Here is a 12,772-nt window from a genome sequence, read left to right as displayed (position 1 = left end):
CGCGATGAGCCGGGGAGAACGGGTCCCACGCCGTCGGCCCCGAGATCCTGATGGAGGACATGGACATGCGACCGGCGACTCGTACCGAGGTGGATCTCCTGGGATCGCGCGAGGTGCCCCTCGACGCCTACTGGGGCATCCACACGCTGCGGGCCATGGAGAACTTCCAGATCTCCGGGACCACCATCGGCGAAGTCCCCGAGTTCGTCCGGGGCATGGTCCAGGTCAAGAAGGCCTCCGCCCTGGCCAACGCCGAGCTGGGAACCCTGGCCCCCGATCTCGCGGAGGCCATCGTGTGGGCGTGCGATGAGATCCTCGTGGGCGGCCGGTGCATGGACCAGTTCCCGGTCGATGTCTTCCAGGGCGGCGCGGGCACCAGCCTGAACATGAACACCAACGAGGTCGTGGCGAACCTCGCCCTGGAGCGCCTGGGCTACGCCAAGGGCCGCTACGACGTCGTCAACCCCAACGACCACGTCAACAAGTCCCAGTCGACGAACGACGCCTACCCCACCGGCTTCCGCCTCGGCCTGCACCAGGCGGTGGCCGGGATGGAGGCGGACCTGTGCGACCTCATCGACGCCTTCCTCGATAAATCCCGCCAGTTCCACGACGTCCTCAAGATGGGGCGCACCCAGCTCCAGGACGCGGTCCCCATGAGCCTGGGCCAGGAGTTCAAGGCCTTCGCCGTCCTGCTCGATGAGGAGATCACGCGCCTCATGCACAACAGCGCCCTCCTCCTGGAGGTCAACCTAGGGGCCACCGCCATCGGCACCGGACTCAACACGCCCCCCGGCTACCCGCAGACCGCCGTGCGACACCTCAAGGAGGTCACGGGCTTGCCGGTCTCCGGGGCCCAGAACCTCCTGGAGGCCACGAGCGACACCGGCGCCTACGTGTCCATGCACGCCACGATCAAGCGCCTGGCGGTCAAGCTCTCCAAGATCTGCAACGACCTGCGGCTGCTCTCCTCGGGGCCGCGCGCCGGCCTGGCGGAGATTCGCCTGCCAGAGCGCCAGGCCGGCTCCTCCATCATGCCCGCGAAGGTCAACCCCGTCATCCCGGAGGTGGTCAACCAGATCTGCTTCAAGGTGATCGGCAACGATCTGACGGTGACCATGGCCGCTGAGGCCGGCCAGCTCCAGCTCAACGTCATGGAGCCCGTCATCGGGCAGGCGGCCTTCGAGTCGATCCACCTGCTGCGCCGGGCCATGCGCGTCCTGCGAGACCTGTGCGTCGTGGGCATTGAGGCCAATGAGGAGGTCTGCCGGCGCAACGTGCTCGACTCCATCGGCATCGTCACCTACCTCAACGAGGTGATCGGTCACCACAACGGGGACCTCGTGGGCCGCGAGTGCGCGCGGTCGGGGCGCTCGGTGCGCGAGGTCGTCCTGGAGATGGGCCTGCTGGAGGAGCCGGTTCTCGACGAGCTCCTCAGCGCGGAGAACCTGCTGCGGCCCAAGTACCGGGACGCCCAGCACTACTTGGGCGCGGATCCCTCTGTCGCCGCCGTGGACGCCTCAGCGGCGCAGGAGGGCGCCAGGGCCCCGCGCGAGGCCTGAGCCCCGCACGGGCCGGGGCCCGAAGTCCGCGGCAAGCGCGAGGGGCCCGGCTGGTGACGATCACCAGCCGGGCCCCTCGCGCCTAGCGGGCGCCGCGCTCAGGCGTCCCCGCCGTCGGAGCCGGAGGTGCCGGCGTTGACGTTGGTCAGGTCGTAGCGGGCGATGGCCTGGGCGACGACGTCGCGCCCGAGTTTGCCCTCATCCGCCAGCGCCTGCAGCGCCTTGACGACCACGGAGGCCGAGTCGATGAGGAAGAAGCGGCGCGCGGCCGGCCGGGTCTCGGAGAAGCCGAAGCCGTCGGCCCCCAGGGTGTGGTAGTTGCCCGGGACCCACTTGCGGATCTGGTCGGCGACGAGGTGGTCGTAGTCGCTCGTGGCGATGAAGGGGCCCTGCGCCGCCTGGAGGCGGGAGGTCACGAAGGGAACCCGCTGGTCGCCGGTGGGGTTGAGGAAGTTCTCCCTCTCGGCGGCCAGGGCGTCGCGGCGCAACTCGTTCCAGGACGTCACGGACCAGGTGGAGGCGCGCACGCCCCAATCCTCGGCGAGCACTCGGCGGGCCTCCTCGATCCAGGGAAGTCCCACGCCGGAGGCGAGGAGCTGGACCTCGGGGCCATCGCCGTCGGCGGGGCCGGACAGGCGGTGGATGCCCTTGATGATGCCCTCGACGTCCACGTCCTCGGGCTCCGCGGGCTGGCTGATCGGCTCGTTGTACACGGTGAGGTAGTACATGACGTCGCGGTTGCGCCCGGTCTCGGGCCCGTACCAGCGCTCGAGGGCGTCGCGAACGATGTGCCGGATCTCGTAGGCGTAGCCGGGGTCGTAGGTGACGACGGCCTCGTTCGTGGCCGAGATGAGCGGCGAGTGCCCGTCCATGTGCTGGGTGCCCTCGCCGGCCAGCGTGGTGCGTCCAGCCGTGGCGCCCATGATGAAGCCGCGCGTGAGCTGGTCACCGGCGGCCCAGAACTGGTCCGCGGTGCGCTGGAAGCCGAACATCGAGTAGAAGATGTACACGGGGATCATCGGCTCGCCATGGGTGGCGTAGCTGGTGCCCACCACCTGGAACAGCGCGGCGGAGCCCGCCTCGTTGATGCCGGTGTGCATGATCTGGCCGTCCGTGGACTCGCGGTAGGACAGCATCATCTCCGCGTCCACGGGCGTGTAGTTCTGGCCCTGGGTGTTGAAGATCTTCTTCGTGGGGAAGAGGGACTCCAGGCCGAAGGTGCGCGACTCGTCGGGGACGATGGGCACGATGCGCCGGCCGATGCCGTCCTCCTTGATGAGCTCCTTGAGCAGTTGGACGAAGGCCATGGTGCTGGCCACCTCGCGCTTGCCCGAGCCGCCCTTGAGCACGTCGTAGGGGCGGTCACCGGGAAGCTGGACCTGCCTGGGGGCGTCGCGGCGCTCGGGGAGGAAGCCGCCGAGCTGGCGCCGACGGTCCATCATGTAGAGCAGGGCCGGGTCATCCGCGGCGGGCCGGTAGTAAGGGGGCATCTTCGGGTTGGCCTCGAGCTGCTCGTCCGTGATCGGGATGTGCAGCCGGTCGCGCAGGCCCTTGAGGTCGTCCAGGGTCAGCTTCTTCATCTGGTGGGTGGCGTTGCGGCCCGCGAAGTGAGAGCCGAGCAGGTAGCCCTTGACCGTGTGCGCCAGGATGACCGTGGGCTGCCCCTTGTGCTCAGTGGCGGCCTTGTAGGCGGCGTACATCTTGCGGTAGTCGTTGCCACCGCGCTGCAGGGCCCAGATCTCCTCATCCGTCCAGTCCTTGACCAGGGCGGCGGTGCGCGGGTCGCGGCCGAAGAAGTGCTCGCGGACGTAGGCGCCGTCGTTGGCTTTGAAGGTCTGGTAGTCGCCGTCGAGCGTCTCCATCATGAGGTGCTCCAGGGCGTGGTCCTTGTCCGCGGCGAGGAGCTGGTCCCAGCCGCGGCCCCACAGGACCTTGATGACGTTCCACCCGGCGCCCTTGAAGGAGGCCTCGAGTTCCTGAACGATCTTCCCGTTGCCGCGCACCGGGCCGTCGAGGCGCTGGAGGTTGCAGTTGATGACGAAGGTGAGGTTGTCGAGCTGCTGGCTGGCAGCGAGTTGCAGCATGCCGCGCGACTCGGGCTCGTCCATCTCGCCGTCGCCCAGGAACGCCCAGGTGCGCTGCTGGCTGGTGTCCTTGATGCCGGCTCCCGCGAGGTAGCGGTCGAACCAGGCCTGGTAGATCGCCTCGGCCGGGCCCAGGCCCATGGAGACCGTGGGGTACTCCCAGAAGTCCTCCATGCGGCGCGGGTGCGGGTAGGAGGGCAGGCCGCGGCCCTTGCCGCGAGCCGGGTGGGAGACCTCCTGGCGGAAGCCGTCGAGGTCGTCCTCGCTCAGGCGGCCCTCGATGTAGGCGCGGGCGTAGTTGCCGGGGGAGGCGTGGCCCTGGAAGAAGACGTGGTCCCCGCCTCCGGGGTGGTCCTTGCCGCGGAAGAAGTGGTTGAAGCCGACCTCGTAGAGGGTCGCGGTCGAGGCGTAGGAGGAGATGTGCCCGCCGACGCCCACCCCCGGGCGCTGGGCGCGGGTGACCATGACGGCGGCGTTCCAGCGCAGCCAGCGGCGGTAGGCGCGCTCCATTGACTCATCGCCGGGGAAGTAGGGCTCATCCTCGACGGGGATGGTGTTGACGTAGGGCGTGGTGGTCTGCCCCGGGACCGTGACGTTCTTCTTGCGGGCCTCGGCGAGCATCGACAGCAGAATGAAGCGCGCGCGGGGGCCGCCCTTCTCCTCGATGAGGGCGTCGAGGGACTCGCGCCACTCCTGGGTCTCCTCGGGATCGTTGTCGTTGACCTTGGTCAGGAGGCCATCGATGAGGGGGGTGGCATCGCTGGTGGGGCTCACGGAATCCTCTTCCTTGCGTCGTTCCGATGGATTGGAGGGCGCTGGCGGGCTGGTCGGCCCGGCGTCGCTCCCGCGCGCCCGGTGACCCGGTCCGCCGCGAGCCCGGGGTCGGCCCGCGTCCTGTTGGACTCTAATCTACGGCGTTCCAAGGCGCTTCAGGACGGCCAACGGGGAAAGAAGTCCCAAGCGACCTGTGAGGTCAGGCACGTGGTGCGGCACCGCCATGGGCGCCGCGGCGCGCCGAGGAACGGACGGGCGCTTGCGCGGGCGGCCCTCATGCGGTGGGCTATGCACAGGTCCCACAGGGGGGCCGTAGCAGGGGCGCTGAGCCCGGAAGGACGGTAGAGGGATAGTGGCGAGCGCAGCGGGCGGGGCTTTCGGCTTCGCCTCCGGTCTCATCATCCAGGAGTTCGGGTACGACGACGATGTCGACCCCGCCCTGAGGCGGGCCGCCGAGGCTCTCACCGGCACAGAGTTGGTGGACGAGGACTACGAGGACGTGGCTGACTCCGCCATCGTGTGGTGGCGCGCCGACGACGGCGACATCGACGATTTGACGGACCTGCTCGTTGACGCGCAGGCCAACCTCGACGGCGATGGGATCATCTGGGTGCTCACGCCCAAGGCGCGCACGGCGGGCGCCGTGGCGGCGGCCGATATCGAGGAGGCCGCGGCGACGGCGGGCATGCACGCCACGTCGACGGCCTCGATGGGCGATGCCTGGAGCGGCACCCGGGTCTCCAGCCGGCGCCGCTGAGGCGCTGGCGGCGGGCCCCGCCCGGGCGCCCCGCGAGGGGCGCCCTGAAGGACCTGTAGCTCAGTTGGTAGAGCAACGCGCTTACACCGCGTCGGTCGTCGGTTCGAGCCCGGCCGGGTCCACTGTCGCGCTGAGGGGGTGGGGCCGATGGATCCGCGTGACCGGATACCGGTGTTTGGGCGCGCGCCGCGCCAGCCCGATGGGCGTGGAGCGGGGCGCGGGAGGGTCGTAGTCGTCCTCGGACACGCCGATGCCGGGCCGAGGGCGGGTCGGGCCAACAGGCGCCGCGCCAGGGCCGCCGTCGCCGTCCTGCGCCCGGGGGATCTGCTCATCTGCTCCGGAGGCGCCGTCGCCGGCGAGCGCCCCGAGGCGGAGATGCTCGCCGAGCACGCCCGCGGCCTCGGTTGGCGGGGCGCCACCTGGACTGAGACCGACTCGCGCTCCACCTGGGAGAACATCGGTGCCCTGCCACCGCTGATCGAGTCCGCTGGCGGGGACGGCCCCATCATCCTCGTCTCCGATCCGTTCCACGCCGCCAAGGCCAGGCTGATCGCCGGGCGCCGGTTCCCGGCCCTCGCGCGCCGGCTCGCCCCCATGCCCCCGCGCGCCGCCGCCCTGGCGCGCCCCGGTCCGGCGCGCGCGGCGCTGGCCGCCGCCGACCTCGCCCTGACACGCGCCCTTCCCTCCTGGGCGCCGCGCTCGGCCACGGGGGTGGCCGGGATCCGAGCCCTCGGCGGTGCCGTGGCGGGACAATGGCGGTGTCAGCGCCGACGTGGGCGCGAGAGCGGCGCGGCGATGGAGCAGGACGAGCGGGGGAGGGCGTGAGCAGCATGAGCAGGAGCACCACCGGGGGATCCGCCGGCGCGGGCGACGACGGCGCCGAGCAGGAGATGGAGGCGGCTGAGGCGATCGCGGCGATCATTGAGGGGCGGCGGACGCTCATCGTCACCGGCGCGGGCATGTCAACCGACTCCGGGCTGCCCGACTACCGGGGGGTCGGCACCACCCCCATCGAGCCCGTCGATCTTCCCTCCTTCGCCACCGACCCCGTCTGGTACCGCTGGCTCTGGTTCCGCAACGAGACCACCTGGCGCTCCCTGGAGGCCCTGGAGCCCAACGCCGGGCATCGCGCCCTGGCGCGCCTCGAGGCCGCTGGCGCGATCATGGGCGTGGCCACCCAGAACGTCGACCGCCTCGATGCGCGCGCCGGCGTGCGCAACCTCTGGGAGCTCCACGGCGCCTACGACGCAGTGGTCTGTCTGCGCTGCGGGGCGCGGAGCACCCGCGCGGAGGTCTCCGATCGCTTACGAGCCCTCAACCCGGGCCTGATCGAGGACCTCGACCCCATGCGCCTGGAGATCACACCCGAGGCGCGCCGTGCCGAGGCAGAGGCCTGCGACTTCCGGACTGCCGTCTGCGAGGCCTGCGGTGGCCTGCTCAAGCCGGGCATCGTCATGTTCGGTGAGGGCCTGCCCGAGGAGGCGATGGAGGGCGCGCTCGCCGCGGCGCGCGACTGCGAGGCGGTCATCGTGGCTGGGACGAGCCTGGCGGTCTCCACCGGCATGTGGGTGGTCCAGTCCGCGCTGGCCGGCGGTGCGAGACTCGTCGTCATCAACCGCGGGCGCACCCAGGCTGACCCGCTGGCCGAGGTCATCGTCCACGGCGGCTGCTCGGAGGTGCTGGCGGCCCTCGCCGACCGGCTCGACTGAGGGGCGCGAGCCGGTCGGCGAGCCGAACGGGGCGCGCCCGCCGGTGGGCTCGGCGGAGCCCGAGGCCGCGGAGAAACCCGCCCAACCGCTCCAGGCGCTCAGCCAGCCCTTCTCGGGCGGCGGCGTAGGACGATGGTCTCGCGCGCGGCCGGGGGGAGCGCCGCGGGAGGGCTCTGCCAGGCTCGGCTTGGCGATCCGGTGCCCGGCGGCCCGGGGCGATTGGCCCGCTCAACCACATGTGGACGCGGCGTCATGACTGGTAACCTCGCTCAGGCGCGGGCCTCGCCCGCCGCCAGCCCCCATAGCTCAGCGGTTAGAGCAGCGAGCTTATACCTCGTCCGTGCCTGATAAGCACAAGGTCCCGGGTTCGAATCCCGGTGGGGGTACCGCGTCCAGGGCCCGCGGGCCCTGGACGGTCGCCCGCCCCTGTGGTGGAATCGGTAGACACAGCGGCCTTAAAAGCCGATGCCGTGAGGCGTGCGGGTTCGAGTCCCGCCGGGGGCACCGCGACACGCCTATGCGCACCCGCGCCAAGCGGGCGCGCCCTGTGCACGCCCGCTTGGTGCCGGAGTAGCCCGTGGGTGCCTCGCCCCGCGCGTTCTCACGAGGCGGACAGTTCGGCGGCGCCGAAGGAGACGTTGAAGTCGTCGCACCACAGAACCACGCTCTTCCACTCGCTCAGGTCCGTCCCGGCGGGCAGGTTGTAGACCTGGTTGCCGAGATTGCCCTTGATCGGCGCCACATCCAGGTGCTTGTAGTCCCCGGCTGTGAACCAGCCGGCCTTGCCCTCGATCACCGGCCCAGCGCTCAGCCAGACCCGCACATCCGGGCCGTTCGACGTCGCCAGGTTCTCCAGCACCAGCTGGTGCGAGCCGTCCGGGTTGCGCAGGATGCGCGCCGTGCCGGTCGTCGAGTGCTCGTGGGAGACGAACGAGCCGCTCGCCACCTGAACGGGCCCCTGCTGGGCGGGCTCCTGCTGCGCGGGCCCCTGCTGCGCGGGCTCCTCGGTGGCGCCAGCGGTGCTCTCCGGCCCTGCCGACGCGCTCGACTGCGCCGGGGGCGCCGCCGCCGTCGAGAAGGTGGGGATCTCATCATTCACCGTCTCATCGATGAACAGCAGCCACGGCTTGAAGATGGCCAGTCCGACGCCGGTGACGGCCAGGAGGATCACGGCCAGTGAAACCGTGAGGCGCTTGTGTAGGGAAAAGAATCGGGGCATGTCAATGGCTCCTCAGAGTCATAGGGGCCGGCGTGATGTGCCGGACATCAATGATGGTTCGTCTTATCAACGTGTTCGCGCCCAGGAATCATCGTCGATCGCCACGTGATGCTCCTCACTGCTCATGATGGATGTCCGGGCCCCGCGCGGGCCAGCCGCGCCCCATGACCCGCTTGATCCCATTGATGACGTGGGGGAGGGTCGCGCCGTGTCGCCCGGGCGCTCGCCGCGCCGCTAGCCTTGCCGCATGATCGATTCGCCGCTCCACCAGTGCCCTGACGCCGGGGAGGACTCCTCGGCCGCTGAGGCGCTGACCGTCGCCGACGTCGTCGCTCTCGTCGAGGCCGCCGCCCCGCCCCGCCTGGCCGAGTCCTGGGACTCCAACGGGCTCATCTGCGGGGACCCCGGGGCTCCCGTGGCCTCGATCCTGCTCGCCGTGGACCCCGTCGCCTCCGTCGTCGACGAGGCCATCGAGCGTGGCGCCGACATGATCATCACCCACCACCCCCTCTACTTGCGCGGCACCGACCACGTGGCCGCCACCGACCCCAAGGGCCGTGTCATTCACCGCCTCATCCGCGGCGGCATCGCCCTGCTCAATGCCCACACCAGCCTCGATGCCGCTCATGGAGGCGTCGCCGCGGCACTGGCCGCCTCCATCGGCCTGCTCGGGGCGGTCCCGCTAGAGCCCAGCCCCTCCGACCCCTCCCAGGGCATCGGGCGCATCGGCTCCCTGCCGGCGCCCACCCGCCTGCGCGACCTCGCCGCCGCCGTCGCCGCCGCCCTGCCGGACTCGCCTCCCGGCATCCTCGTGGGCGGAGACCTGGACGCCACCGTGGAGACCATCGCCGTGTCCGGGGGAGCGGGCGACTCCCTCCTGGCGCGCGCCCGCGAGGCCGGCGCGGACGCCTTCCTCACCGCCGACCTGCGCCACCACCCGGCCAGCGAGCATCTGGAGGGCGGGCGCCCCTACCTCATCTGCGGCACCCACTGGGCCACGGAATGGGTGGGCCTGCCCCCGCTCGCCCAGCGGCTGGCCACCGCCGCCGAGCGCGGTGGACGTAGACTCTCCACGCACGTGTCCACGATCTGCACCGACCCCTGGGCCCTGCGCCTGAGCCCCGGCACCACTCCAGCGAGCTGACGCCCCGGCAGCCCCCCACCCTCGACGCCCGGAAGGACATCCAGTGACCAGCGCCCCCCTCGCCGAGCAGCGGCTCCTCATCGACCTGCAGGACATCGACGCCACGCTCGCGAGGCTCGCGCACGAGCGGCGCGCCCTTCCCGTCCTGGCGCGCATCGAGGCGACCATCGCCCGCCTCAAGGACAACAAGCGCTCCGCCCTGCTGGCCACCGCCGCTCTGACCGAGGCCAAGCGGGGCGCCACCCACGCCGAGGACGAGGTCGGGCAGGTCGTCCGACGGGCCGCCGCCCTGCGCGAGCGCCTGGCCGCGGGCAGTGACGCCGCCCGGGACCTGGCCGCGATCCAGGGGGAGATCGACCAGCTCGGACGGCGCCAGAGCGTCCTTGAGGACGCCCAGATCGCCGCCATGGAGGCCCTTGAGGCGGCCCAGGCCGAATCCGACCGGCTCGCCGATGAGGAGCAGGCCATCCGCGCCGCGGGCCGGGAGCTCACTGCTGAGCGCGACGCCGGGTTCACCCGGATCGATGAGGAGACCGAGCGCCTGCGCGCCCGGCGCGATGAGCTCGCCGGCACCATCTCGCCCGCCCTGCTCGCTGAATACGACGCCGTGCGCGCCGCGACCGGGGGTCTCGGCGTCCTCGCCCTCCACGGGCACCGCCTCGAGGGGGGCTCCGTCGAGCTCAGCCCGGCCGAGCTCGCCCGCATCGACGCCGCTCCGGCCGACACCGTCATCCACGCCGAGGAGAACGACGTCATCCTCGTGCGCATGGACATCTGAGCCAGCCCGGCTCCCGCGGGACCCGGGGCGCATCGGGACGCCGTCGGCCCGCCCGCCAGGTGGGGCTCAGGCCAGGATGAGGGTCAGGTCGCGGCGCCCCGAGCGATCGGGGGCGGACAATTCAGCGTCCGCCACGCCGTCCAGGCCGGCGCCCACCTCGGCCACGCCGTTCGCCGTCGACGGCGCGCGGCCGGCAGCGCGCAGGGCGATGAGCTCCCCGGCCAGCAGGCCCCGCGTGTGCTTGGCATGATGGGAGACCACTTGACGCCGGCCTTCACGGATCCGGACCGCCCGGATGCGGAGCAGTTCTCCGCCCCAGGAGCGATCAGGCTGCCAGGCCGCGGCATAGGCGGAGGAACGGGCGTCGATGACGAGCCCTGCCTCCTCCGCGATCGGGCCGAGAACTGCGGCGAGCTCCCGGACCCAGAAAGCGTTGAGCCTCCCGCATCCCGGAAGGGTGACGCCCATCGCCAGGCGGTGGTCGGGCAGCCGGTCCGTGGCCCGCACGGCGCCCCACAGGCCCGAGAGGATGACCACATGGCGCGACAACGCCTCTGCCTCGCCCGGCGCGCCCGTCCCACCGAGGCGGGCGGCCTCGTAGAGCACTCCTGTGAACAGCTCGTGGGCCGGCGCGCACGGCGCCGCGTCGAGGACGAGGTTGACAGCGGCGTCCGCGCTGGAGCGCGGGCCCAGGCCGAGCACCTTGGCGGCGTCCGCGGCGGCGCTCACCCGCGCTAGTTCCTCCATCACCGCCTGGCGCGCGGCGGTGAGCCGGTCGGCCGCGAGCAGGGAGGACAGGCGAAGGCTTGGCCCGGAGTCAGGAGGGGTCTTGCCCTCGCTGGGAGGCAGGAGGATGAGCACGCGCACATGCTAGACGCTCGGCTCCCGTCTTCTGGGGGATATGCTTGGCGCGCGGACGAGCCGACCGGGCGGCCGCGGTACCCCATGGGGATCCATGCGGGATCGAGGAACGTCCGGGCTCCACAGAGCAGGGCGGTTGCTAACAGCAACCCGGGGCGACCCGCGGGACAGTGCCACAGAGAGAAGACCGCCGCCAGGCCACTGGCGGTCAGGGTGAAAGGGTGGGGTAAGAGCCCACCAGCGCGCCGGGTGACCGGCGCGGCTCGGCAAACCCCGCCCGGAGCAAGACCGCGCAGCAGGCGCCCGAGGGCTGCTCGCCCGAGCCTGCGGGTAGGTCGCGCGAGACCGTCGGCGACGGCGGTCCAAGATGGATGGTCGCCACCGCCCGGGCCGGCGACGGCGGGCGGCAACAGAACCCGGCGTACAGGTCGACTCGTCCGCCTCCCGTCCTTCTCCCGGCAGGCGCCGACAACGCTTGGAGAAGCGTGGTGGGCCCCTCCCGGATCGGGAGGGGCCCACCAGTTCGCTGTGCTCGACTGCCCGTCAGGTGATCCTCGGAGCAGCGGGGCGCTGGGTCACTTCGCCGCGACGTAGCCCTCGTCGGAGGCGGTGAACGCGGTGACCGCGAAGACGCCCTGGTTGACGGAACTCTTATCGATGAGGAAGGTGGCGTAGCCGCTGGCCTTGCCGCCGTCGCGGGGCATGGCCTGGTTGGACAGCTCGCCCTTGTCGCTGTAACTCTGCGTGGCGGAGGTGGTCGTCCCGTTGTGGACGAAGTCCACCTTGAAGGAGTACTTCGGGTACTGGCCCTTGCCGTGGTACGTGATGTCGATCGGCACCCGGATGTACACCTGGCCCGGACCGGGCTCCTTGTAGCTGTAGCTGCTCACGGTGCTCTTCACGTCGGCAGTGGCGTCCCAGTTGACCTTGCCGAACGTCACATCGAGGCTCGCGTTGGGGTCGTTGTAGTCGTACTTGGAGGCGTGGAAGGTCAACGGGCCCGTCGCCGTGTCCTTGGGGTTGTCCATCGAGGTGCCCTCGGACCCGCCTGCCGGCTTGGCCGGACTGGAGGGCGTGGAGGCCGCCGTCTTAGGGGCTGACGGCTCAGACTCGTCCCCGGTGGGACTCGGGCCGGGCTCGTCCACCTTCTTGGGCGCCGAGGTCTGCGTGCTGCTGCCGGCCTTCTCATCGCTGTCACCGCCGGCGAAGGCCCAGACCAGGCCGCCGATGAGCGCGACCACCACAACACCGATGATCGTGAAGAACCACCACTGCTTGTAGACGGGCTTGGCCGCGCTGGCGCCGCCGGTCACGTCCACCGGCTGCCAGCCACCGCCAGCGCCGGGAACCGGCTGGGCCTGGCCGTGGAAGGGGGTGGGCGCCTGAGCGTAGTTCATCTCCGCGGCGTAGGGGCTTCCGGGAGCCGAGGAGCCCATCGGGGCGGGCATCCCGGCGGGGGCGTAGTCCGCGGACGGGGCGGAGGCCGACTGGCCGGTCGGGTCGGCCACCGGGCCCGACTGGCCGGTCTGGACCGCCTGGGTCGGGGCCCAGGCGGGGTCCGAGGCGCCGGGGGCGGAGGCCGAGACGGGGCTCGCGGCACCGCCCGAGTCCTCGACCCAGAGCTGCCAACCCTCGGGGGCCGGACCCCATGCGGGGTCGGGCTGCCACCCGGCGGGCGGGACGAAGCCCTCCGGCGGGGCAGGCCAGTTCGGCGGTGGGTTGAAACGAAGAGCCATTGGGGACCTCCGGGAGTGGGAATGCTGGCTGAAGGAGTCGTCATGGGGCACATCTCCGGCGGCGAGCGCTCGTCCCGTCGGTGCCACAGCCGATAAGTCGAATCTACACCGAACAGCCGGTGCGGCGGGCGCCGTATCGGCGCTGTTC

The 12,772-nt window shown here is 71.5% G+C and carries 10 protein-coding genes, 3 tRNA genes and 1 other RNA gene; 10 read left to right on the top strand and 4 right to left on the bottom strand.

Going from position 1 to position 12,772, the window contains the following annotated elements:
• Positions 1-65: 65 nt before the first annotated feature.
• Positions 66-1,562 carry an aspartate ammonia-lyase gene (gene aspA, locus GVV76_RS08470; protein WP_159523251.1) on the top strand — a complete coding sequence of 499 codons (1,497 nt, stop codon included), beginning with the start codon at positions 66-68 and terminating at the stop codon, positions 1,560-1,562.
• Positions 1,563-1,660: 98 nt separating this feature from the next.
• Here the strand turns inward: aspA and aceE are convergent, their stop codons facing one another.
• Positions 1,661-4,420, bottom strand: coding sequence for a pyruvate dehydrogenase (acetyl-transferring), homodimeric type (aceE, locus tag GVV76_RS08465; protein ID WP_159523249.1), 2,760 nt, complete (start codon positions 4,418-4,420; stop codon positions 1,661-1,663).
• Between the two features lie 352 nt (positions 4,421-4,772).
• Between aceE and GVV76_RS08460 the strand changes: the two genes are divergently transcribed.
• From GVV76_RS08460 to GVV76_RS08435, 6 genes are all read left to right on the top strand, one after another.
• The gene (locus tag GVV76_RS08460) at positions 4,773-5,177 is read left to right on the top strand and encodes a DUF3052 family protein (protein WP_159523247.1); all 405 of its coding nucleotides are present in this window, start codon (positions 4,773-4,775) and stop codon (positions 5,175-5,177) included.
• A 49-nt stretch (positions 5,178-5,226) separates the two neighbouring features.
• Positions 5,227-5,299, top strand: a tRNA-Val gene (locus GVV76_RS08455).
• 25 nt (positions 5,300-5,324) lie between these two features.
• Positions 5,325-6,002, top strand: coding sequence for a YdcF family protein (locus tag GVV76_RS08450; RefSeq protein WP_159523245.1), 678 nt, complete (start codon positions 5,325-5,327; stop codon positions 6,000-6,002).
• Between the two features lie 5 nt (positions 6,003-6,007).
• Entirely contained in the window at positions 6,008-6,886 is an 879-nt protein-coding gene (locus GVV76_RS08445; RefSeq protein ID WP_159626381.1) for a Sir2 family NAD-dependent protein deacetylase, read from the top strand.
• A 295-nt stretch (positions 6,887-7,181) separates the two neighbouring features.
• Positions 7,182-7,272: transfer RNA gene (locus tag GVV76_RS08440), tRNA-Ile, on the top strand.
• A 36-nt stretch (positions 7,273-7,308) separates the two neighbouring features.
• Positions 7,309-7,390, top strand: a tRNA-Leu gene (locus GVV76_RS08435).
• A 97-nt stretch (positions 7,391-7,487) separates the two neighbouring features.
• On the opposite strand, the gene GVV76_RS08430 is transcribed toward GVV76_RS08435, so the two are convergent.
• Positions 7,488-8,105, bottom strand: coding sequence for a DM13 domain-containing protein (locus GVV76_RS08430; RefSeq protein WP_159626379.1), 618 nt, complete (start codon positions 8,103-8,105; stop codon positions 7,488-7,490).
• A gap of 247 nt (positions 8,106-8,352) precedes the next feature.
• Here GVV76_RS08430 and GVV76_RS08425 point away from each other — a divergent pair, with 247 nt between their 5' ends.
• Positions 8,353-9,249, top strand: a complete 897-nt coding sequence (locus tag GVV76_RS08425) for a Nif3-like dinuclear metal center hexameric protein (RefSeq protein ID WP_159626377.1) — start codon at positions 8,353-8,355, stop codon at positions 9,247-9,249.
• A gap of 43 nt (positions 9,250-9,292) precedes the next feature.
• On the top strand, positions 9,293-10,027 hold the full coding sequence (locus tag GVV76_RS08420) for a zinc ribbon domain-containing protein (protein WP_159626375.1): 735 nt from the start codon (positions 9,293-9,295) through the stop codon (positions 10,025-10,027).
• 66 nt (positions 10,028-10,093) lie between these two features.
• Here GVV76_RS08420 and GVV76_RS08415 read toward each other — a convergent pair whose 3' ends face one another.
• Positions 10,094-10,888 (bottom strand): YaaA family protein, encoded by a 795-nt coding sequence (locus tag GVV76_RS08415; protein ID WP_159626372.1) that lies wholly within the window; start codon positions 10,886-10,888, stop codon positions 10,094-10,096.
• Between the two features lie 56 nt (positions 10,889-10,944).
• Between GVV76_RS08415 and rnpB the strand changes: the two genes are divergently transcribed.
• Positions 10,945-11,328, top strand: an RNA gene (rnpB, locus tag GVV76_RS08410) — RNase P RNA component class A.
• A gap of 135 nt (positions 11,329-11,463) precedes the next feature.
• Here rnpB and GVV76_RS08405 read toward each other — a convergent pair.
• Positions 11,464-12,624 carry a hypothetical protein gene (locus GVV76_RS08405; protein WP_159626370.1) on the bottom strand — a complete coding sequence of 387 codons (1,161 nt, stop codon included), beginning with the start codon at positions 12,622-12,624 and terminating at the stop codon, positions 11,464-11,466.
• Positions 12,625-12,772 lie beyond the last annotated feature (148 nt).

It is taken from the genome of Actinomyces sp. zg296 (genome assembly GCF_009829695.1).
In the GTDB taxonomy this organism is placed as follows: Bacteria; Actinomycetota; Actinomycetes; order Actinomycetales; family Actinomycetaceae; genus Actinomyces; species Actinomyces marmotae.
The sequence above is the reverse complement of the archived record's forward strand: the minus strand, read 5'-3'. Positions and strand labels throughout refer to the sequence as shown.